This is a genomic window from Salinibacterium sp. NYA9b, assembly GCF_976973725.1.
The window spans coordinates 237,939-258,890 of the sequence record NZ_OZ333476.1 but is presented as its reverse complement, the minus strand read 5'-3'; the positions used below and the strand labels follow the sequence as shown (position 1 = coordinate 258,890).

Sequence of the window (20,952 nt, the reverse complement as noted above, 5' to 3'; positions counted from 1 at the left end):
ACCAAAGCTGTGAGGGTCATCGTTTATTTCTTGTGATCCGACCTTTCGGTCAGATCTAAGATGCTCGCGTCCACTGTGTAGTTCTCAAAATACGGGCGGTATCCTCCACCACAACCCCAAAGGGAAGCAGTACCAGGATCCGTTAGACCCAAACACCCTTGACGGGTGTTCACGGCCCTAAGGTACGAACACGAACCATCACAGTCCGTGGCCGGTCCCTCAGGACCCAACAACGTGCAAAGACCAGCACCCCTGAAACCCCTCGTTCCAACCGGCAAGCCGGCGTACTAAAGAAACAACAGTTCCTCTGATCACAATGTCAATGTTCCACCCATGAGCGCCGTCCAACCCGAACAGGCTGGTACGACTCGGCAACATAAATTCGTTCCCCACTAACTCTGTGTATACCGCAGAGACGAGAAAACGAGTTGCACGTGCTCCTTAGAAAGGAGGTGATCCAGCCGCACCTTCCGGTACGGCTACCTTGTTACGACTTAGTCCTAATTACCAATCCCACCTTCGACAGCTCCTCCCCTTGCGGGTTAGGCCACTGGCTTCGGGTGTTACCGACTTTCATGACTTGACGGGCGGTGTGTACAAGGCCCGGGAACGTATTCACCGCAGCGTTGCTGATCTGCGATTACTAGCGACTCCGACTTCATGAGGTCGAGTTGCAGACCTCAATCCGAACTGAGACCGACTTTTTGGGATTCGCTCCACCTCGCGGTATTGCAGCCCTTTGTATCGGCCATTGTAGCATGCGTGAAGCCCAAGACATAAGGGGCATGATGATTTGACGTCATCCCCACCTTCCTCCGAGTTGACCCCGGCAGTCTCCTTTGAGTTCCCACCATTACGTGCTGGCAACAAAGAACGAGGGTTGCGCTCGTTGCGGGACTTAACCCAACATCTCACGACACGAGCTGACGACAACCATGCACCACCTGTTTACGAGTGTCCAAAGAGTGAACTATTTCTAGCCCGTTCTCGTATATGTCAAGTCTTGGTAAGGTTCTTCGCGTTGCATCGAATTAATCCGCATGCTCCGCCGCTTGTGCGGGCCCCCGTCAATTCCTTTGAGTTTTAGCCTTGCGGCCGTACTCCCCAGGCGGGGAACTTAATGCGTTAGCTGCGACACAGAAACCGTGGAATGGCCCCTACATCTAGTTCCCAACGTTTACGGCATGGACTACCAGGGTATCTAATCCTGTTCGCTCCCCATGCTTTCGCTCCTCAGCGTCAGTAACGGCCCAGAGATCTGCCTTCGCCATTGGTGTTCCTCCTGATATCTGCGCATTCCACCGCTACACCAGGAATTCCAATCTCCCCTACCGCACTCTAGTCTGCCCGTACCCACTGCAGGCTGGGGGTTGAGCCCCCAGTTTTCACAGCAGACGCGACAAACCGCCTACGAGCTCTTTACGCCCAATAATTCCGGATAACGCTTGCACCCTACGTATTACCGCGGCTGCTGGCACGTAGTTAGCCGGTGCTTTTTCTGCAGGTACCGTCACTTTCGCTTCTTCCCTACTAAAAGAGGTTTACAACCCGAAGGCCGTCGTCCCTCACGCGGCGTTGCTGCATCAGGCTTGCGCCCATTGTGCAATATTCCCCACTGCTGCCTCCCGTAGGAGTCTGGACCGTGTCTCAGTTCCAGTGTGGCCGGTCACCCTCTCAGGCCGGCTACCCGTCGTAGGCTTGGTGAGCTATTACCTCACCAACTACCTGATAGGCCGCGAGTCCATCCTTGACCGAAATTCTTTCCAGCTCCTAGCCATGCGGCTGAAGCTCGTATCCGGTATTAGACGTCGTTTCCAACGCTTATTCCAGAGTCAAGGGCAGGTTACTCACGTGTTACTCACCCGTTCGCCACTAATCCACCAGAGCAAGCTCCGGCTTCATCGTTCGACTTGCATGTGTTAAGCACGCCGCCAGCGTTCATCCTGAGCCAGGATCAAACTCTCCATAAATGTTTGATTGCACCAACAAGCCGAAGCCCATCAATGCACATCTTGCGTCACCCGCACCCGGAATAGGGTGTCGAGGCAACAAGTTTGAAACTGACAGAACAAATCAATACTGACTTGCTTTGTTGTTTATATCTTTTTCCAAAGGAATCCGCTGCATAAACGAAACCGTTCTGATTAGAACAATTCCCATAAACACAGTCGGGTTTTTGGCATTTGACATTGTGCACGCTGTTGAGTTCTCAAGGATCGGACGCTCCTGACCTCCACCGCAAAACGGCTTCACCCCAGGGCTTTCAAAACCTATGTTGGCAACCTCCGCTGAAAGCGAAAGGCAACCTGTCTAACTTACCAGCAATACCGCGCTTGTCAAACCAGCAGAACTGCACCAGAACGGCACACAACAACTGATCAACACGCGAATAAAGCGGGTTCTCATCCTAAGATCTGACACCGCAACCCACAAGAGGTAAACCGATGTTTGACTCGACCCAAACCTAAAAGATTTCGGAGGATGGTGGCCCCCACTTGAGGCCGGAAACCTAGCAGCAGAACTGCCCGGGACTTCCGCACCTTTGGGGTGACAAGAGGAAACATTACGTGCATTTTGCCCCCCTCGCCAACACCGCCCACATCCCGGGCGTGTCGCAAAAATGAGGCCCCCAAAACACTGTGTTTAGGATGCTTCAAGTCGCACCCGGTATCCCGGAGCGAAGAGAGCAGGAGGCAGCTCGATACCTACGCGCCGATAGACCTCGCGAGGAATCCCAATGTCGGCTAGCCAGAGCGCGCCGACGGCTTCGGCATCCAACCCCGTCTTCGGAGCAGCGAGGGTCATCGTGTGGGTGGCGGTGACGTGATCCCCTGGCGCTACGCCGGTCGTGGAGTCGACCCCGGATGGGATGTCGAGGGAGACGACCGGGGCGGGGTGGCGCGACATCCATCTGATGAGTTCGGCAGCTGCCCCGTGCGGTGCACCACCGAGGCTGTAGCCCAACACGGCATCGACGAGCAGCTCAGCATCCACGGTGTCGAGGTCAGCGACCGTCGCAACTCGTGCGCCAGTGGCGCGGTAGAGCGCGAGTTGGTCAGCAGGAACGCCCTTGAGATGAGACGGGTTAGAGATCACCAGAGTGACATTGCCACCGTGGTTGGCCAGATGGCGGGCGGCGCAGATTCCGCCGCCACCATTGCCGCCGGTTCCGGCCAGCACCACTATCGGTGCTGACGGCCAGCGATCGCCGAGGAGCTCCACACACAGCGACGCCAGATTGCGGCCCGCGTTCTCCATCATTTGATAGAGATTGGGCCCCAGCTCCTCGACCGCAACCCGATCAACCTCGCGCATCTGCGTCGTCGTAATAGCAGGCACGACAAGCCCGGTTTTTGTTCGAAAGCTGCTCGCTGCCATGACCCGCGCTCTTAGCTCGCAGAAGTCGACGGAAAGAAGTGCGTCTTGGCCTGAGTGAGCTCGATGCCATCGATGAACATGTCGAGCTTCTCGTTATAGAACGCCACGAGGCCGGCAATTGGCAACAGTTGTCGCGTGGGGAACGAGTACGACCACGCCAAATCGTCGTGGACCGTGCCGCCCACCTCCACCGACCAGTAGTCGGTAGTGGTGCCCTTATAAGGGCACTCGGTCACGGTGTCATTGGCGACGAGATGCTGAAAGTTCACGTCCGTGCGGTTGAGGTAATACCGCGTCGGCAAACCCGTTTCGTAGACCATGACCGGAGACGAGGACTCGGCGAGCACAACCCCCTCGAGTTCGACGCGCACCGTGCGGGTCGAGCGCACGGCATCCACTCGGGCATAGGGGCTTCGAGGGTGCACAAAAACTTGCTCATCCTCCTCGAACCAGGAGTCGAGAGCATCCCACTCAAAACGCACCATGTCGGCGAGGCCCTCTAGCCCGTCGCCAGCGTAAACCTTGGCTGCTGCCGGATGCTCGCGCTCCCCCACCGCAAGACCCTGGACTTGATAGGTGCCGCGCGCGGGATGGTCCTCCTGCCCTTCATCGACGAGGAACTCAGACTTCACATCGGCGAGCGGGATGTAGAACTGCGGATACGGAGCCCACTCCCACACATACAGCGCTGCTGTCGTGTCGAAGATGAGCTCGCCCGCGAAATAGCCGCGAATGCGACGCGGGACAGGCTCGATGAGGTTTTTCTTGGAAATCATTCCTGGATAGTCGTTCATCAGAACCCTCTTTCGTCAGTGGGTCCAGCCTGTCACCGTCGCCTGTGAGCAGCAATCAGCCGCCGAGGGTTAGCTACCTAAAGTTCACTCCACCATTGATGTCGATGACCTGACCGGTCACGAACGACGCGAGATCGGAAGCCAAGTAGAGAACGGCGCCCGCGACGTCATCTACGTTTCCGGCACGGCCGATCGGGATGCCGGCGATGATTCCCGCGCGTGCGTCATCCGGAGTGAAAGTGTCATGGAAGGGCGTGCCCTCGATGAAGCCAGGGGCCAAAGAGTTGACCGTGATGTTCTTGGCAGCCAGCTCCTTAGCCAGGGCACGCGTGAAACCAACGACGCCCGCCTTCGACGTTGCGTAGGCCACAGCTCCCCCGCCGCCACCATTTTCTGCCGCCAGGGAGGCCATCGTCACGATTCGCCCAGCCGACGACATCTCCAAGTGCGCGATTGCTGCGCGGCACACGTAGAACGTGCTCGCGAGGTTGACGTCGAGCACCTTCATCCAGTGGTCATCTGACATCGTGGCGACGGGTGCACGCCCCACCAGATGGCCGGCGTTCGTAACGACGATGTCGAGCCCGCCGAGAAACTCCGCGGCAGTAGCGACAAGGCGGTCGGCCTGAGCCGAGTCGGTGAGATCAGCTTGCACGGCCAGCGCTTGACCGCCGAGAGCCTGGATGAGGCCCACGGTTTCAGCGGCCTCATCGGCACTGCCGTTGTAGTGCACGACAACATCGGCACCCGCGCGGGCGAGACCGAGCGCGATTCCTGCGCCAATTCCGCGCCCGCCACCGGTAACAAGCACTCGTCGAGAAGTGAGATCGATCATTGTGTTTTACGTCCTAACCATTCGCCGTCGACTAGGACGGCTGTTCCATTGATGTAATTTGCAGCGCGTGAAGCCAGAACTGTCACTACAGCGGAGTGCCGGTTCTGTCAGCGACCACGGTCGTGGCGACTGAGGATATTCCCGCGGCAGCCCTCAGGCTGAGAGACGAACGTTCGCGGATGCCCCGAGCAACTTGGAGATTGTGTCGGCGGTCTGTCGCACGAGAGGCCCCAACACCAAGTCCAACTCTTCAGTGACCTTTGCCGCTGGCCCTGCGATGCTCACCGACGCGACGACCGCATCAGTGTGGTCGAAAATGGCTGCGGCATAACCACGAATGCCCTCGCGGTTCTCCATGTTGTCAATCGCAAAGCCCCGCTCACGCGTCACCGCGAGATCTGCCATCAGCGCATCCCGCGTCGTGATGGTGTTCTCGGTGCGAGCAGTCAAGGTTGCAGGAAGACGACGCTCGAGCCGGTCAGCACTGGTCCACGCCAAGATCGCCTTGCCAACACCCGTAGCAAACGCGGGAACCGAGTCGCCGACGCGGCTGAAGATTCGAACAGGCTCAGGGCTATCGACGACCTCGATGTAGACGACATCCGACTCGCTCAGCGTCGCCAAGTGAGCGGTGTCGCGGCTCTCCGCCACGAGCTCCCGCATCGCCGGAAGCGCAATGCGACGCAGGTCGATCCGGCGCAAGTACTCAGAGCCGATTCGCAAGTTGGCCACGCCCAGGCTGTAGACCATCGTTTCTTCGTCGTACGCGAGGAAATCCCGCGCCACGAGAGTGCGGAGCATCCGATGCGTCGTGGCCTTGCTGTACTTCAGCATCGTGCTGCACGCTGCCAAAGTGAGCCCTGGCTCCGGACTGTCGGCGATCGTGATCAGTACTTCAAGCGCGCGATCGAGACTCTGGGTTCCCGCAATCGGCGCGTCGTCACTTAGCTTGTCGGTGCTCATAAGAACTCCTCAGTCAAAAAGTCAGATGCGATCGGGGCATCGCGGTCGGGATTCATTCGCCAAGCTCAACAACTGAGACTTGGTCCATATCGGTGAAGCTTTGATTCTCCCCCGCCATGACCCAAACGAACGAGTAATTCGTCGTTCCGGCACCGAGGTGAACTGACCAACTGGGCGAGATCACCGCTTCGTGATTGCGGACAGCCACAACTTTTGGCTCGGCCGGAAGACCCATGAAGTGCTGGATGCGGTGCTCCGAAGGTAGATCCATATAGAGATAGACCTCGGTGCGGCGGTCGTGCGTATGCGGAGGCATGCTATTCCACACGCTACCCGGCTTCAGGGCCGTGATGCCAAGAACGAGCTGGGCCGTGCGCACCCCGTCTTCGTGCAAATGCTTGTAGATCGTGCGTTCGTTAGCAGTCGAGGAGTCGCCTGCCTCGGCACGCAACGCCTCACCCAACGGCACGAGAGTAGTGGGATAGGTCACGTGAGCCGTGGCCGAGGCGAGATAAAAGGATGCTTCTGCCCCCTCAGACTCGAAGCTAATCTCCTTCGCGCCCCGGCCAACATAGAGAACGTCCTTGGCAGCCATCTCGTAGCGAACACCATCGACTGTTACCAAACCTGGCGCTCCGACCGCGACAATCGCGAGCTCCCGACGCTGGCAGAAGTACTCCGAGCGAAGTTGATCGGGAGCCTCGAGCGTGAGCGGCGCTCCTGCCATGGGCACAGCACCACCCAGCACCATGCGGTCATGGTGGCTATAAACGAGAGAAACCTTGCCTGGCGTAAAGAGGTCACCGACGACGAACCTCGACTTGAGGCTCGCGAGGTCAAGTGCGGCGAAGTCGTCGGGATGTGTTGCGTAGCGAGTCTGCATGGGAGGCTTCCTAGTCGATGACGTTCGTCGGTGTGCCTGCGGCAAACGCCACAATGTTCTCGCCCGCGAGACGGAAAACGTCGTCGGCTTCATCCGTGTGAAAACCGATGTGAGGCGCAAGAACGCTGTTTGTCGCTGCGCTCGGAATCACGGATGCCGACGGCGGCTCCTCCACGAAGACGTCGAGACCCGCACCGAAGATGGCTCCGGCCTCAACGATTTCTTTGAGCGCGACGTTGTCCATGACTTCGGCACGCGCGGTGTTCACGAGGATGGCGGTGGGGCGCATGCGCTCCAAGAGAGACCGCCCAATCATGCCGTCGGTCTCTTTGTTGTGGATGAGGTGCAGCGAAACCACGTCGGAGGTCTCGAAGAGCTCCTCGAGTTCCACCCGCGGCGCACCGAGCGCTTCGTCACGCTCCGGTGACGCTGTTCTGCTCCAGTAAACGACATCCATTCCGAGCGCCTTAGCCATGGTGATGACACGGGCGCCAATAGCTCCGGCACCCACAACACCGAGGCGGCGGCCGGCGAGCTTCAGGCCCTGGTTCTTCGCCCACTCCCCCGAACGTACGATTGCATCGCCTTCGACAACGCGACGCGCGACCGCAAACATCAGCGCGATGGCGTGCTCGGCGACACTCTGGCTCGCGAAGTCAGGGACGTTAGTGACGGTGACTCCGCTAGCTGCGGCTTCATCCATCGAGACAAATCGGCGAGCGCCCGTTCCGACAAAACTCACCATGCGGAGCCCGGGGTTGTTCTTCATGAGGCCGGCAGGGACCGGACCTTGATCACCCACGACGTAGAGCACGTCGTAACCAGCGGCGCGGGCCGTTGCTGCCTCGATGTCATCAAACGACTCTTCGAACCAGTCGAAGGTGTGGCCCAGCTTTTCGAGGGGGATCTTTACATCCCGCTCAACGATTTCTCGGTACTGGGACTCGCCGTCGATGCAAACGATCTTCATGGTGTGTGTTCCTTGTCTTCGTGCGGTGTGATGCCAAGAGGGGATGCTCGCGCCAAGTGATCAGCGCGAGCATCCGATTAGTTGATTACTGCCCGACCCAGCGGTTGAACTGGTCGAGAACCTCAGTGAGGCTCTCCAGGTAGTAGTCGCTGTCCTGAAGAACGGAGCCATCAACGTTCGAGCCCACGGGCAAGAACGCCTGAACCTGTTCGGGGAAGTCGGTCGGGCTCAGAGCCTTGACCGATGCCGGGATGGGCGTCGGAACAACAGAAGCGAAAGCGATCTGGCCTTCGGTGTTGTTGATCACGTGAGCGAGCAGTTCCTGCGCAGCGGCCGCGTTGGGCGCACCGGCGGGAATCGACCACACGCTGTTGGAGTACCCAGCTTCGTTCCACGTGATGTTCATCGGGAAGCCGTTGGCGTCCAATGCCGTGAATGCACGGTTGGCCCAGAGGATTCCGATGTCGCAGGAACCGTTCTCGAAGGATTCGATTGACTGAGCTCCGCTGGTCCACCAGGTGATGTCGTTCTTGATCTCATCGAGCTTCTCGAGCGCGCGGTCAACATCCAGAGGATAGAGGTCATCTGCTGCAACGCCATCGGCGAGCAACGCAGCCTCAAGGGTCCAGCCGTACTGGGGGTTGTTGAAGAAGCAGCGTTTTCCGGGGAAGGTGTCGAGATCCCAGAGGTCAGCCATTTCCGTCGGCTTTGTGTCGGGGTAAGCGTCGTCATCCCAAGCGAGCACCATTCCGAAGGTTCCCACCTCGATGCCGTACTCGTTGTAGGTACCGTCGACGAGCTTGTCGACGGGAACGATCGACGTGTCGATCTTCTCAAGCAGGCCATCCGCAGCGGCAGTGGCAGCATCGTTAACCGTGGGGAAGAGCATCAGGCTCCACGGCATCGATCCGGCTTCTGCGGAAGCGAAGAACTTCGTCGCGGCTTCGTTGTAATCATCAGTCACTGAGACGCCAGTGTCGTCAGTGAAGTCAGCGAAAAGCGTTGCCGCTTCCGCCTCGTAGACCACGCCACCGCTGGTGTCGTAGAACAGGATGTCGCCGGAAATGGCACCAGCCGAGCCGGAATCTGCTGGCTCACTGGTAGTACACGAACTCAGTGCGAGGGCCGCAACGAGTGAACTCGCTCCGACGATCGAGAGTCGTCTGATTGTCTTCTTCATGGATCTCCTCGTTTCTCTGGTATCTGTAACGTGCTGCTTTGGTGCTGTAGTGATGTGGTGCGGTGGTGAATCTCTAGGCGGTTTCGCGCGGTACAAGCGCTGACTCGCCAATGCGAACGGAAAGGGTGACCCGTTCGCCGACGGCGGGGATCTGACCGTAAGGATCAAGATCTGCCGAACATTCCATGGAGTCCGTCGCGATGCGCACGCTCTGCCTCTGGCCGAGGAAGCGGCTGTCGGTGACGACTCCGGTGGTGAGTTTGTGGTGGCCCTCGGGTACGACATCCCCGCTGAGCACGATCTGTTCGGGTCGAACAGAGCAGTACACCGACGATGATCCGCCGGGAACTCCGGGGCGTGCGGTGACCTGGTGGTCTCCGATTCGAACGACGGCACCCTCAGATGACTCGCTCAGCACTTCTGCCTCGAACAGGTTTGTCTTTCCCAAGAAGCGAGCCACGAACAGGTCTTTGGGTGCGCGGTAGAGCTCCTCGGGAGTTCCGATCTGAGAGACCTTGCCGTCGCGCATGACGCCCATCCGGTCGGAAAGAATGAAGGCTTCATCCTGATCGTGGGTGACATAGACCGCAGTGGTCTGAGCCTCACGCTGAATGCGTCGGATCTCGGCGCCCAGATCTTGACGGAGCGCACGGTCGAGAGCGCCAAGAGGCTCATCAAGCAGGAGCACGCGGGGGCGCTGCGCGAGCGCCCGACCGAGGGCAACACGTTGCTGCTGGCCACCACTGAGTTGAGCCGGGTAGCGGTCGCCCAACCCACCCAGCGCAACGAGTTCGATCATTTCGGCAAGACGAGCGGCGCGCGCTACGGACTTGACCTTGCGCACCTTGAGCCCGAATTCGATGTTCTCGGCAACCGTCAGGTGCGGGAAGAGCGCGTAGTTCTGGAACACGAACCCGATATCGCGGTGCTGAGTGTCCACGTCGGTCACATCAGCGTCGTCGATGGAGATGGTGCCGCGTTGCGGTTCGAGAAGGCCCGCGATGATGCGCAGTAGCGTTGTCTTTCCCGAGCCGGAGGGGCCAAGAAGGGTGAAGAACTCACCTGCGTGGACCTCTACCGACGCATTATCGAGGGCAACGTTCCCGTTGTAGTCCAGTCCGATTCCCGAGGCGAAAACCTGGCCGCGGCGTGAGTGTGAAGCGGTCATCGTGATTCCTCCTGTTGAGCTGCGCGTCGCCGCGCGGATATTGAGCCGACAACGCCTCGAACGACGACGATCAGCACGACTAATGCGATGAGTAGCGAAGCGACAGCGGGAACCGTCGGGATGATGCCACTCTCGAGATATTTGTAAATGGTGACGGGCAAGGTTTTGGTTGGGCCCGTCTGCAGGAAGAGAGCGAGCACGACCTCATCCCATGAGGTCACGAACGCAATCGCGAATGCACCCAATGCACTCGGCAGGATTCCTCGAACAACCACTGTCCAGAATGTCCGGATTCGCGATGCACCCAGAGTCCAGGCTGCAGCTTCGATTCCGCGATCGGCACCCGCCATGGACGCCGCGATGAGTGCGTAGGAGAGGGGCGCCGCAATCACGGTGTGCGCCAAGATGAGCCCGATCACCGTGCCCGTCAGCTTGAGCTGGAGTTCGACGTCGAAGATTCCGATAGCGAGCAGGATGCTCGGCGCAATGATTGGCGCAAAGGCGAGACCGCCAATGATTGCTTTTCCGGTAGTCGACGTCATTTCGCTTGTGACCCGGGCCAGCGCGAGTGCGATACCGACAGACAGCACTGCGGTACCCACGCCGACGATCGAACTCTGCATGATCGGGCCGAGCCAAGTGTCGGTCGTGAACACCTGAACGAACCACTCCAAGGTGAAGCCGCGAGGCGGGAACACCACTGTGCCGGTCTCGCCCGTTGACAACGGGAAGACGAACAACACGGGGATCACCAGAATGGCGATGGTGATTGCCGAAAGCGCGGCCGACATGATCATGATGGGCGACCAGCGGAAAGCCTGCCCCGCGCTCACACCCTTTGCTTGAACCGAGCCGACTCCGCCGGGCTGGAAGGTTCCCGCAATGCGCACCACTCCGACGTAGCAAATGACTGTCGCTATAAGCAGCACCATTCCCATGGCGCTAGCGGTGCCCCACTGGAAGATGTCGATCTGCTGCTGAATATAGACAGCGATCGTCTGATCCCGAGGCCCGCCAAGGATGGCAGGTACAACGAAGAAGCTCAGCGCGAGGATGAAGATCAGTAGCGCACCGCTCAGAAGCGACGAGCGAATCATGGGTATGTAGACACGGAAGAAGGCGTAGCTCGCTGATGCGCCCATCGTTCGAGCAGCCAGCATGAGGTTGCTATCGACTGCGACCATGCCGGCGTAGAGCACCAGAATCATGTACGGCAGAAGGTACATGACGGTACCGACCAGCGTTCCCGCCTGGGTGTATAGCAACGATGTTTCGCCGAACCCGAGCGCGAGACTCGCCTGATTCACCGGGCCGTTCGGGCTGAGGATCGAGGTGACGGCAAAGAGTCGAACCACAATCGACACCCAGAACGGGATCAAGATCAGCAGCAAGAGTACGGATGCTGTCTTCCGGTTGAGCCGGGAGATGAAATAGGCCGTGGGAAACGCGAGTGCCGTCGTAATCAACGTTGAGTTGATCGCGAGCAACAGCGTGCGGCCCTCGATCAGGAGCAGGAAGTCATCACCGATTAGTTGGGCGAAGTTATCGAGCGTGAAACTCGGTGCTGCCGCATCGAACTTGCCGTCGAGACTCAAGCTGCGAAGGACCACCGTGAGGATGGGCCACAGAAAGAAGATCACATAGAAAGCAATGATCGGGGTCAGCAGCAGCCACCGGGACACAAGGCCTCGAACGCGGCGCGAGGGCGGCCGAGCAGTCAGCGATATCTGCGTAGTTTCCGCCTCGGTACTCATGGCCTTGTCTCCCGTTCCTGTTAGGCCTGCGCCGGGGCGGTCTTGTAGATCGTGTAGAGCTTGCGAGTGGTCTCTTCGATGTACCAAGTGCCCGTCCAGCCGGGAAGGAACTCGACGACGACACCAGCGGCGATCGGCGATACAGTGCCGTCCGGGTGTTCAATGTGACCCGCGCCTGATACGAACTGAACAACCTCACCGATGTCGTGCTTGACCGAATCGAAAACTCCGGGGGTGACTTCCCACACACCGATCTCTAGGGATCCCGTGTCGACAATCACTTTTTCCTTGCACGTGGGGTCGCCCGAAACGATGCGTGCAGGTGCCGGGCTGGGAGCCAACTCGGCGGTAGCGATGTCGAGCAAGTGGCTGTTGAGCTCAGTCATTTCTGATCCTTCTTTTCAAATTATGGAACAACGTACCAAAAAGTTATTTCCGGGGTGTTTCCCCACGAATTCCGGTTCGCGCTAATTGCTAGCGAGTCGCTCGAGCGTGGCCCGATTGGCCACGGTCGGGGCGGGTTTTCCGTCGAGTACTCCCGCGCAACGCTCGGCGAGCAGGTGCCGCAAGCGACGCTCAGACTGCTCGGAGTACCAGGCAATGTGGTTAGTGAGAGTCACGCGCGGGGCGTCAAGAATGGGATCTCCCGCCGGCGGCTCCGCCTCCAACACATCCAGGGCCGCACCGGCGAGACGCCCATCGTGAAGAGCGGCAGCGAGGTCAGCGCTGTTGATCAGGCCGCCGCGCGAGACATTGACGAGAACAGCGCCGGGCTTGACGTGGGCGAGCGCGGCAGCATCAATGAGGTGACGAGTCTGGTCATTAAGCGGGCAGTGGAGGCTAATGACATCGCCAGCAGCCAACGCCTCTTCGAAGCCGAGCAGCTCGACTCCGTCGGCCGGAGCAGCGAACGGGTCGTGAGCGACGATTCGACCGAAGAACGGGCTCATCAAGCGAATGGTTTCGGAACCGATGTGACCGATTCCGATGAGCGACAGAGTCGACTGAGAGAGGGCCTGAATGGGGCGAAGTTCGCTCCACGAGCCCCACGCGCCGTCACGCACGAGCAGGTCTGCTTCGCGGATGCGGCGGGCCGCCCCGAGGATTAGTGCCGCGGCGTGCGTCGCCACTTCCTCTTCGCAGTAGTCGGGAACGTTGACGACGGGAATACCCCGGAACGCGGCAGCCTCAAGGTCGATCGTGTCGACTCCGACGCCGTAACGCCCGATGACCTTCCACGAGGGGTTCGCATCCATTTCGGCAGCGCCGATCGTGGCGTACTGCACCAGGACTCCGTCGGCAGGAGAGGTGTTCTCGCGAGCATCCCGCACCGTCACCCCATGCGCGGCTGCGGCTTCGGCTTCGAGCACGACGTCGCCGTAAGAGCTATCGAGAACGGCGAGCGAGCGTTGCATCTTTTATCCCTTGTTCGGATTTTGATACACCGTTTCATATTCTGCAAAAGCTGTCAATCATTTTTTTCTAGAGCCACTCACCACGCGCACAATTGTTCGCTGTCGAATGAGACATTCCGCTGCGGTCGGAGTGAACGGTAACCGCCGAAAACCCCACATTTCTGTGGGGTTTTCGGTTGCTGCACGAGGCGATGAGTGGCGCAGACCCGCTCCGCGACCGTCGCTTTACATGAGCTTTCATGCCGTGACGTCGCCCAGTGTTACGGGCGAGGCTGGCCTCCTCCGCCGCCGCTTTCGCTTCCCGCTGCTGCGACTCCGGCTGTCACGGTTCCGGCTGAGTCGCCGCCAACCGTGATCGTGTAGGTGTCGCCGTTCGTGATGGCGGCATCCGACAGCACGACCGACTGGAACGACTTGATCGAGGTGAACTCGGCGATCATCGTGCCGCTGCTATCGAGCACCTCCACGGTCTGGTCGGCGCCGTACGCCTGCTCGAGCGAAGCGCTCACCCAGCCCTGCGCGGATGACGTTTCGGGCGCGGTTGCCATGAAGGTCATACCGACCGCCAGGACCGTTCCGCCGTCGACCACGATGGTGCCGTTCGCATCGAGCGCACCCTCACGGTCTTCAGACGAACCGAACACCGTGGTGGTGCCGCCCGTCACGAGCATGGAACCGTTGGAGTCGATTCCATCGCCGGCAGAGTTGACCGTGGTCTCGCCGCCGGTGATCGACACCATTGCTCCGTCATCCGCTTCGACGATGCCGCCGATGTCGGTGGTGGTGCTGGTGCCGCTCGTGGCGTTGATGCCGTCATCGCTCGCGTTGACCGCGAGCGCGCCGCCTTCGATCGTGATGTAGTACGACTCGATGCCTTCGTAAGAATTGGTGACAGCGGTTCCGCCGCCCGAGATCACGATGTTGACCTCTGACTTGAGCCCGTCGTCTTCGGCCGCGAGCGTGGTTGAACCGCCCGCGATCACGATGTCGGTCTCGGCCTGCACTCCGTCATCCGCCGCTGTGAGGTCAACAGTGCCGCCCGCGATGTACACGTAGCCGCGCGTTTCGTCTTCTTCGTTGTCTGACTTGAGCGCGTCGCCGCCGGCATCCACCGTGACGGTGCCGCCCTCGATGGTCAGCGAGTCTTTGCCGCGCAGTCCGTCATCACCGGCAGTGACCGTGATATCCCCCGAGAGGATGACGAGGTCGTCATGGCTCGTGATGCCGTCGTTGACCGAGCTGCTTACTGTGAGCGATCCGTCGCCCGAGATGGTGAGGTCGGCGTCGCTGAAGAGTGCGGCGTTGTAGTCGGCGTCGTCTCCCGTGGAGGAGAGCGTGTTGGTTCCGCTAAGCGAGACCACCACGTCTTCGGCGTTGACGACCGCGATCGCGGCGCTCGTTGAGTTGGAAATTTCTACGCCGTCGAGCACCAGTGCGACGACGTCTTCATCGTCGGTGTCGACGACGACTTGGCCGTCGAGCTGTCCCGAGAGAACGTAGGTGCCGGCCGCCGTGATGGTGATCGTGGAACCCGAGACGCTGACGCCATCGCCGTCGGCGGTCGCAGTGGATCCGTCGAGGGCAATCGAAACTGCGCCATCGAGGGTCCACTCGTCATCGTTCGTGGTCGTGGAGTTCGCGTTTGCCGCAAGAACTTCTGTCGCAACTGGGCCGAGGCTAAGCTCGACGCTCGCATCGCTGACCTCGGCCGTCACGCTGGAGGCGACGGTGGGTGTTTCGACTGCGGTCGTGCATCCGGCCAACAGCACCCCGCCAATCAAAAACGTGCTGACTGCGGCGGTAAGGGTGAAGTGATTTCGCTTCATGATCAAGCTCCTCTGGTGGGTGACGTGTTCCACTACACCGGGCTTCCCTATGACATTCCTATGAACGGGATATGCGTGAGCCGTGGATGTCGAAACGGCGCGACTACCGCGTCTTCTCCTCGTTCAGGAGGGATCACGGTTTCGTGAGCGAAGATGTACGCATGACAGCCGCTAGCGCTTCCGCCGCACCGGTCGGCAACCTCCGCGGTTGGGCTCGCGCGCCGTTCGCCGCCGCGGGCCTGACCTATGACTGCTTCGAAAAGGGTTCGGGGCCAGGAGTGGTGCTCATCCCAGAGATCCCCGGAATCACACCGGAAGTGCTTGGCCTAGCCGAGCACCTCGTCGCTGCCGGTTTCACGGTCGTCGTGCCCTCACCATTCGGCCAGCCAGGCAAAGCAAAGACCGTGGGCTACATGACGCGGATCGTGCTGCGGTTGTGCGTGGCCGCCGAGTTCCGCGCGTTCGCGACGAACTCATCGCGGCCTGTCACCGACTACTTTCGGGCGGTTGCCTCCGACCTCGCTGCCCGCACTCCCGGGCGAGGTGTTGGGGTGATCGGACAGTGCTTCACGGGCGGATTCGCCTTAGCCGCAGCGATCGACGATTCCGTGGCGGCATCCGTTCTCAGCCAGCCCGCCGTTCCCTTTCCGGTCGGCCGTGCGCGCCAGCTCGATGCCGGAGTTTCGCGCGACGAGTTCGATCGCATCGCTGCCCGGGCGGATGCCGGCGATGTCTGCGCGCTCGGCTTACGGTTCAGCGAAGATACCGCCGCCCCGCGCGCCCGCTTCGACACCATCAAGGCCCGTCTCGGCGATGCCTTCGAGATCATCCAGTTGGACTCGTCGCCGGGAAACCCTGACGGCTACGCCGCAACCGCCCACTCGGTGCTCACCGGCGAAGTGCGCGAGAATCCGGCCAACTCGGCGGCGGCGGCCCGCGACCGGGTGGTCACGTTCTTGCGCGAACGAATCGGGTGAGCGGCGTTGGCTGGTTGGGCGCGGCTGCCGAAATCTGCAGCCGCCGGTGTCGCTGACTGCGTGAACTGAACTGATCTAGCCGAGGCTCGATCCCAGGGCACCGACGATGTACGGGATAAGCCAGATTCCCCACACGATGACAGAGAACCGGTGAAAGCTAGTCTTCTCGGCTTCACGGTTGCGCACCAGCACGACGATTGCCCAAGCGAGGTGCACGGCCATGAGCACGATCGCGATCACTCCTGTGACGCCCATCAGCTGGTTCAAAGCGCTCTGCTCGATGCCGGCTGCACGATTCTCGGTCGCGATCAGGTTCATCAAGAACGTGCCCGTGGCATCCGCCGCCAATCCCAGTCCGAAGAGCACGACGTGCCACGGCTTGAGCACCTTCTGCACTCGCTCGCTCCACACCCCGACGGTGTAAAACACGAGGGCAAGAGTGATGAGGATGATCGCGGGAAGCAGCATCCCCCTATCCTGCGCGCTTTACGGCTCGAGAGCGAAAGCGGTTCGGGTTATTCAGCTATTTGCCTCGACCCGCTCAACCTCGTCAAAGTGCTCGACGAGCGGGAACGGTTCGTAAAACTCGTGCAGCAATGCTCGCCATTGCTGATACTCGGGCGAACCCCGAAATCCAATCTCGTGGTCGTCAACGGTGTCCCACCGCACGAGCAGCAGATACGTTTCGGGATGCTCGACCCCGCGTGAGAGCGTCAGTCCGCGGAATCCCGGCATAGCCGCAATGATGCTCTTCGCTTGGGCGAAAGCCGCTTCGAACTCCGCCTCAAGGCCGGGCTTCACCGGAAGTATCGCGTGCTCTATGACATGGCCACGTGAATCGTCTACGTTCTCATCTCGGGTTCCATCTCGCTTCAACATTCTTCCCCTTAAGGTTGCGCCCAGGTTTTTGGGAACTCTGGATGCGAACTCGGCGCGTGCCGATTCTGTTCTAGCGCACATCGCGCCGTTGCGCGAAGATTCGAGCGGCGGCTTAGAATTTCGCGGGTCGCAGCACATCGATATCGCTCATGAACAGGATCATGGCGTAGTCGGCGTAGTAGTGCTCCTGAAGGTACGCGGCGATTGCTTCGGCCGTCTCCGCGTCGCACACCACCTCGATGCGGATGTTGCTACTGGCCTCCCAGCCAGCATCGCGAACGCCGCGGTTACCTTTGCCGCGGGCATCTGTAATGGTGTACCCGTGGGCATTCAGCTGGTCGAGATCTCGAACAAGGGTGCTCTCGAGTGCGGCTTCAGTGATGACGGTTAACAACCTGCGGTGATAGCTCTGCATGGCTCTCATCCTCTCGCGAATGTATGTGCCCACACGGCAAGTGCGTGGTAGATCGGGATGCCGAGCAAGACGTTGAAGGGGAAGGTGATTCCTAGCGCCGCGGCGAGCGACAGCGTGGGGTTCGCCTCGGGCACGGAAATGCGCATTGCCGCCGGCACCGCGATATATGAGGCACTCGCCGCCAGCGTCGCCAGGATTGCTGTTCCGCCGACGGAGAGGTCAAGAACCCAGCCCAGCCAGGTGCCCACCAGCGCTGAGAAGAGTGGCATCCCGATTCCGAAGGCGACCAGAAATGGCCCGTAGCGGCGAAGGCTGCCGATTTGCTTCGCGGTGATCAACCCCATCTCCAGCAGAAACACGGCGAGGAATCCTTTGAAGAGATCGAAGAAGAACGGCTCTATCGGCTTCAACCCGTCCGGCCCGGCTGCCCAGCCAATGAGCAGTCCACCCAGCAGCAAAACAATTCCCTTGCCCAGGAATACCTCGTGGGCCACCGATCGCCAGCGCGTCTCGCGCGAAAGGCCCCGCGCCAGCACGATTCCCACGAGGATGGCCGGCACCTCCAGCATGACCAGAAGCAGCGGCATGTGTTCTTCGAAGGGGATCTGCCTGCTGCCCAGATAGGCGACCGCCACCGCGAACGTGCCGACGCTCACGGAGCCGTAATGAGCCGCGATAGAGGCGGCATCCGCGCGCGTGAAGCGTCCCAGATAGCGCAGGACGGGGAAGGCGAGCAGTGTGAGGACGAAGCCCATGACTATCACTGCCCCCATGTGTGGCAACAGGGTGGAAAAGGGCTGCTTGGCGAGTTCGACGCCACCCTTGAGCCCGATGGAGAGCAGCAGCACGATGCTGACGAACTCGTACACTGCTGCCGGAAGACGCAATTCCGACCTCAGCAGGCCCGCGACGGCTCCGAGCAGGAAGAACAGGATGATGGGATCGATCACGCGGTGACTCTCTGGTTCGCTTACGGTCCGTAGCCCCCAGGAGGAGCCCAAGGGCCAACCTCCTGAATATACGCTGTGCAATACACGATAACCATAGCGTGTATTGCACAGCGCGTGTCACCTAGGATGGAAAGATGAACAGCTGGACCTTCCTGACCAATCACGCACACGTTCTGTTGTGTGTTTCCAGGGATCCCACTATGCGGTTACGGGACATCGCCGAAGCCGTGGGCATCACCGAACGAGCCGCCCAGCGCATCATCGCCGAACTTGTCGAAGACGGGTATGTCACGCGCAAGCGGGATGGACGACGCAACAGCTACGAGCTGTACCCGGATCTGCCGCTTCGGCACCCCCTAGAGCACCACCACCAGATCGGCGAACTGCTCAAGACGCTGGGGTCCGAACACCGCGTGTAGGCGCAGAGCAGCCGAGGGTTTACCAATTCGGCCTGGCGCCGGGAGCCTTCGCCGCAGAGACTGGCCAAACGAAAAAAGAAAGACCCCGCCAAAACAGGCGGGGCCTTTCTCGAGTGGTGCGCCCGGAGGGATTTGAACCCCCGGCCTATTGATCCGTAGTCGAAAACCATTCCCGCAGCACTATGCGGAAGTGCCCATAATCACTGCGAAACGCTGCTGACAGGGCACTACTCGGATGCCGCGAGTTGACCACGATGTTCGCCGAGTGTGGGTGAAATGTGGGCACGGGCAGGCTCGTTTATGATTGGCAAAAAGCCCGCCTCCAGCCAATTGAACGATTCCCCAGGCACGAGAAGGTCCTGTTTCCGAGTGCCTAGATTACGTCCCAAATTTTCGAGGAGGCTCTTGGGGCTGTGAAACTCGTTTCAGGAACGCTGCCACCTTCATGCTGCTCCCCGACGCAAGCATGGCGTGGCTCGCACGCCGATCTGCTCACAGCGTGGCCAGCGAATTTTCACCAAATGGTTACTTACCGTTCGACTCCTTCCAAGGCACGGGCTGGACGATGCGAGACGGCTCCGAAAGAAGCGTTCTTAGCGAGTAATCGGCGCATCAAGTTGGGGCTCACTTTGCAGCCGGTCAGGACAGCGCTTGAGAGAAAGAACTTTCTCTGACGGTCCTACATTCCACAGCGGTTTGTTCGCAGGGCTTGGCTGCGTTCTTAATATTTGTGTTCATCGCAACCAGTTTTTGACCCGCCCCCAATAGCCGAATGAAGGTGCGCGTTATCGGGTTCCCCTCGGAAGGGGACGTTGCTCGATTACATCAGGGTCGCAAGACTGGGAGCGATACAGCTAGCGATACAGCTAGCGATACAGCTAGCGATAAAGTGCGAGAGAGCGAAATTGAGCGCAATGGCAGACGGAATGACCAGCTACGAGCAGCGCGCCTGGTCGAAGCTCATCGCGGATGAGAGATCCCGGCGTAAGAGTCTTCGGACACGCGCGACGAACAAAGTTTCAAACGCCGTGTCAACGGCGGCAACCAAGGCTGCGGAAGCTGCTCAGAAACTCCCGGGCGGCGAGAAGCTGACGGGAGGCATCGATGCCAGCATCCAGTACGCGCTGACCGGGGCAGCAAAAGCAATCTTCATGCCAGCCATTGCGTCTGTTTCCATCGAACGCCGTTCAAACCGCCTCCGCAAGCGGCACCCGGAAATCGGCGATACCTCTCCTTTCTTTTTTCTGGATCTGATGGCTCTCGACAAGGGCAGGCCGAGACAGATCATCCCCCTTACGGGCGCACTCGGTTCTGCGGGAGCGTCGATCGCGATTACTGGCGCGGAAGTTTCGGCAACCGTCAGCGGAGGCGCCACAGCAGGGGTGATAGTTGTCGCGATCGCTGGGGACGTTGGCGTGTCACTAGCGCTCTTAGGCCGGGCGATTGCCGAGGTTGCGGTTCACTATGGTTTTGACCCGAACGAGCCGAGCGAGGAAGCCTTTCTCATGGGAGTGCTCACCTACAGCACTGCGACGAGCCTCGAAGGCAAGGCGACTGCCCTCACTGCACTCGCGCGTCTCAGCCAGCAGATGATGCGGAAAGCTACGTGGAAGGAGCTTGAGAAGGACGTTCTCGTCAAGTTCATCCAGACTGTATTCACGAAGATCGGCGTAAAGCTAACGCACAAACGTTTGGCGCAAATAGTGCCAGTGCTCGGCGGCGTCATTTCGGCTGGATTGAGCTACGACATGTTGAGCCGGGCACTCGGAGATGCGACTCGCATTTATCGCGTGAGATACCTTTCAGAGAAGTACGGGTTGTCTTTCGACGACTGGTTGGATCAGACGATGGCTCACGATATGACTGAATTCGGCGAAACCAGTGACCTGGACGAGGAACCGATCGACGTAGTTGCTGAAGTCCAAGCGGCGATCCTCGGGAGTGAGCGCGACGAGATTTCTGCAACCCCTGAAGCTGCGAATTGATAAAGGAACCAGCTACAAAACGGATCAGCGAGCAGTCTGTCGATATGATTTTGTCCTGCTCGACGCCTCGAGAGCCCAAGCTGTTCAAGCATTCTTACTAAGCGAATTAGTCCCGCAAAACCAACCGAAATCCTTGCACCTGCGCTAGCCAAGCTCGACTC

The 20,952-nt window shown here is 59.8% G+C and carries 19 protein-coding genes and 1 rRNA gene; 3 read left to right on the top strand and 17 right to left on the bottom strand.

All coding sequences use genetic code 11. The annotated features are described in order from the left end of the window. Positions 1 to 445: 445 nt before the first annotated feature. The 13 genes from ACWFSR_RS01215 to ACWFSR_RS01155 all read right to left on the bottom strand — a co-directional run bounded on the left by ACWFSR_RS01215 (position 446) and on the right by ACWFSR_RS01155 (position 15,166). Positions 446 to 1,970: ribosomal RNA gene (locus tag ACWFSR_RS01215) — 16S ribosomal RNA — on the bottom strand. Between the two features lie 673 nt (positions 1,971 to 2,643). Next, positions 2,644 to 3,378: an NAD(P)H-hydrate epimerase gene (locus ACWFSR_RS01210; RefSeq protein ID WP_447522866.1), complete on the bottom strand. Its 735-nt coding sequence runs from the start codon at positions 3,376 to 3,378 to the stop codon at positions 2,644 to 2,646. An 11-nt stretch (positions 3,379 to 3,389) separates the two neighbouring features. Beyond that, entirely contained in the window at positions 3,390 to 4,172 is a 783-nt protein-coding gene (locus ACWFSR_RS01205) for a DUF427 domain-containing protein (RefSeq protein ID WP_447522865.1), read from the bottom strand. A gap of 73 nt (positions 4,173 to 4,245) precedes the next feature. Next, on the bottom strand, positions 4,246 to 5,007 hold the full coding sequence (locus tag ACWFSR_RS01200) for an SDR family NAD(P)-dependent oxidoreductase (RefSeq protein WP_197107088.1): 762 nt from the start codon (positions 5,005 to 5,007) through the stop codon (positions 4,246 to 4,248). 153 nt (positions 5,008 to 5,160) lie between these two features. Continuing rightward, on the bottom strand, positions 5,161 to 5,970 hold the full coding sequence (locus ACWFSR_RS01195) for an IclR family transcriptional regulator (protein WP_197107087.1): 810 nt from the start codon (positions 5,968 to 5,970) through the stop codon (positions 5,161 to 5,163). Between the two features lie 52 nt (positions 5,971 to 6,022). Further along, a complete protein-coding gene (gene kduI / locus ACWFSR_RS01190) occupies positions 6,023 to 6,853 on the bottom strand; it encodes a 5-dehydro-4-deoxy-D-glucuronate isomerase (RefSeq protein WP_197107086.1) in 831 nt (276 codons plus the stop codon). Between the two features lie 10 nt (positions 6,854 to 6,863). After that, entirely contained in the window at positions 6,864 to 7,823 is a 960-nt protein-coding gene (locus ACWFSR_RS01185; RefSeq protein ID WP_197107085.1) for a 2-hydroxyacid dehydrogenase, read from the bottom strand. Positions 7,824 to 7,908: 85 nt separating this feature from the next. Continuing rightward, positions 7,909 to 9,003, bottom strand: a complete 1,095-nt coding sequence (locus tag ACWFSR_RS01180; protein ID WP_197109039.1) for an extracellular solute-binding protein — start codon at positions 9,001 to 9,003, stop codon at positions 7,909 to 7,911. Positions 9,004 to 9,076: 73 nt separating this feature from the next. Then, positions 9,077 to 10,171, bottom strand: coding sequence for an ABC transporter ATP-binding protein (locus ACWFSR_RS01175; protein ID WP_197107083.1), 1,095 nt, complete (start codon positions 10,169 to 10,171; stop codon positions 9,077 to 9,079). Further along, positions 10,168 to 11,925: an ABC transporter permease subunit gene (locus ACWFSR_RS01170; RefSeq protein ID WP_197107082.1), complete on the bottom strand. Its 1,758-nt coding sequence runs from the start codon at positions 11,923 to 11,925 to the stop codon at positions 10,168 to 10,170. The genes ACWFSR_RS01175 and ACWFSR_RS01170 overlap by 4 nt, the downstream gene beginning before the upstream one ends. Positions 11,926 to 11,945: 20 nt before the next feature. Next, positions 11,946 to 12,311: a cupin domain-containing protein gene (locus ACWFSR_RS01165; protein WP_447522864.1), complete on the bottom strand. Its 366-nt coding sequence runs from the start codon at positions 12,309 to 12,311 to the stop codon at positions 11,946 to 11,948. A gap of 81 nt (positions 12,312 to 12,392) precedes the next feature. Further along, positions 12,393 to 13,340, bottom strand: a complete 948-nt coding sequence (locus ACWFSR_RS01160) for a C-terminal binding protein (protein WP_447522863.1) — start codon at positions 13,338 to 13,340, stop codon at positions 12,393 to 12,395. A gap of 260 nt (positions 13,341 to 13,600) precedes the next feature. Continuing rightward, positions 13,601 to 15,166 (bottom strand): carbohydrate-binding domain-containing protein, encoded by a 1,566-nt coding sequence (locus ACWFSR_RS01155; RefSeq protein ID WP_447522862.1) that lies wholly within the window; start codon positions 15,164 to 15,166, stop codon positions 13,601 to 13,603. 161 nt (positions 15,167 to 15,327) lie between these two features. Here ACWFSR_RS01155 and ACWFSR_RS01150 point away from each other — a divergent pair, with 161 nt between their 5' ends. Then, on the top strand, positions 15,328 to 16,143 hold the full coding sequence (locus tag ACWFSR_RS01150) for a dienelactone hydrolase family protein (RefSeq protein WP_447522861.1): 816 nt from the start codon (positions 15,328 to 15,330) through the stop codon (positions 16,141 to 16,143). Positions 16,144 to 16,218: 75 nt separating this feature from the next. On the opposite strand, the gene ACWFSR_RS01145 is transcribed toward ACWFSR_RS01150, so the two are convergent. The 4 genes from ACWFSR_RS01145 to ACWFSR_RS01130 form a co-directional block, all read right to left on the bottom strand. Further along, positions 16,219 to 16,611: an HsmA family protein gene (locus tag ACWFSR_RS01145; protein ID WP_197107077.1), complete on the bottom strand. Its 393-nt coding sequence runs from the start codon at positions 16,609 to 16,611 to the stop codon at positions 16,219 to 16,221. Between the two features lie 51 nt (positions 16,612 to 16,662). Next, positions 16,663 to 17,022, bottom strand: coding sequence for an antibiotic biosynthesis monooxygenase family protein (locus ACWFSR_RS01140; protein WP_447522860.1), 360 nt, complete (start codon positions 17,020 to 17,022; stop codon positions 16,663 to 16,665). Between the two features lie 112 nt (positions 17,023 to 17,134). Continuing rightward, the gene (locus ACWFSR_RS01135) at positions 17,135 to 17,437 is read right to left on the bottom strand and encodes a P-II family nitrogen regulator (RefSeq protein WP_447522859.1); all 303 of its coding nucleotides are present in this window, start codon (positions 17,435 to 17,437) and stop codon (positions 17,135 to 17,137) included. Positions 17,438 to 17,442: 5 nt separating this feature from the next. Then, complete coding sequence (locus ACWFSR_RS01130; protein ID WP_197109043.1) at positions 17,443 to 18,387, bottom strand: sodium-dependent bicarbonate transport family permease; 945 nt, start codon at positions 18,385 to 18,387, stop codon at positions 17,443 to 17,445. Between the two features lie 134 nt (positions 18,388 to 18,521). On the opposite strand from ACWFSR_RS01130, the gene ACWFSR_RS01125 reads away from it, so the two are divergent. Further along, positions 18,522 to 18,806 carry a helix-turn-helix transcriptional regulator gene (locus tag ACWFSR_RS01125; protein WP_447522858.1) on the top strand — a complete coding sequence of 95 codons (285 nt, stop codon included), beginning with the start codon at positions 18,522 to 18,524 and terminating at the stop codon, positions 18,804 to 18,806. An 812-nt stretch (positions 18,807 to 19,618) separates the two neighbouring features. Next, complete coding sequence (locus ACWFSR_RS01120; RefSeq protein WP_447522857.1) at positions 19,619 to 20,791, top strand: EcsC family protein; 1,173 nt, start codon at positions 19,619 to 19,621, stop codon at positions 20,789 to 20,791. The last annotated feature ends 161 nt before the right edge of the window (positions 20,792 to 20,952 follow it).

Coding starts and splice junctions, on each gene's coding strand:
- ACWFSR_RS01210 (WP_447522866.1), bottom strand. CDS start 3,378: ATGGCAGCGAGCAGCTTTCGAACAAAAACCGGGCTTGTCGTGCCTGCT.
- ACWFSR_RS01180 (WP_197109039.1), bottom strand. CDS start 9,003: ATGAAGAAGACAATCAGACGACTCTCGATCGTCGGAGCGAGTTCACTC.
- ACWFSR_RS01160 (WP_447522863.1), bottom strand. CDS start 13,340: ATGCAACGCTCGCTCGCCGTTCTCGATAGCTCTTACGGCGACGTCGTG.
- ACWFSR_RS01165 (WP_447522864.1), bottom strand. CDS start 12,311: ATGACTGAGCTCAACAGCCACTTGCTCGACATCGCTACCGCCGAGTTG.
- ACWFSR_RS01170 (WP_197107082.1), bottom strand. CDS start 11,925: ATGAGTACCGAGGCGGAAACTACGCAGATATCGCTGACTGCTCGGCCG.
- ACWFSR_RS01195 (WP_197107087.1), bottom strand. CDS start 5,970: ATGAGCACCGACAAGCTAAGTGACGACGCGCCGATTGCGGGAACCCAG.
- ACWFSR_RS01125 (WP_447522858.1), top strand. CDS start 18,522: ATGAACAGCTGGACCTTCCTGACCAATCACGCACACGTTCTGTTGTGT.
- ACWFSR_RS01205 (WP_447522865.1), bottom strand. CDS start 4,172: ATGAACGACTATCCAGGAATGATTTCCAAGAAAAACCTCATCGAGCCT.
- ACWFSR_RS01200 (WP_197107088.1), bottom strand. CDS start 5,007: ATGATCGATCTCACTTCTCGACGAGTGCTTGTTACCGGTGGCGGGCGC.
- ACWFSR_RS01135 (WP_447522859.1), bottom strand. CDS start 17,437: ATGCAGAGCTATCACCGCAGGTTGTTAACCGTCATCACTGAAGCCGCA.
- ACWFSR_RS01140 (WP_447522860.1), bottom strand. CDS start 17,022: ATGTTGAAGCGAGATGGAACCCGAGATGAGAACGTAGACGATTCACGT.
- ACWFSR_RS01185 (WP_197107085.1), bottom strand. CDS start 7,823: ATGAAGATCGTTTGCATCGACGGCGAGTCCCAGTACCGAGAAATCGTT.
- kduI (WP_197107086.1), bottom strand. CDS start 6,853: ATGCAGACTCGCTACGCAACACATCCCGACGACTTCGCCGCACTTGAC.
- ACWFSR_RS01155 (WP_447522862.1), bottom strand. CDS start 15,166: ATGAAGCGAAATCACTTCACCCTTACCGCCGCAGTCAGCACGTTTTTG.
- ACWFSR_RS01175 (WP_197107083.1), bottom strand. CDS start 10,171: ATGACCGCTTCACACTCACGCCGCGGCCAGGTTTTCGCCTCGGGAATC.
- ACWFSR_RS01150 (WP_447522861.1), top strand. CDS start 15,328: ATGACAGCCGCTAGCGCTTCCGCCGCACCGGTCGGCAACCTCCGCGGT.
- ACWFSR_RS01145 (WP_197107077.1), bottom strand. CDS start 16,611: ATGCTGCTTCCCGCGATCATCCTCATCACTCTTGCCCTCGTGTTTTAC.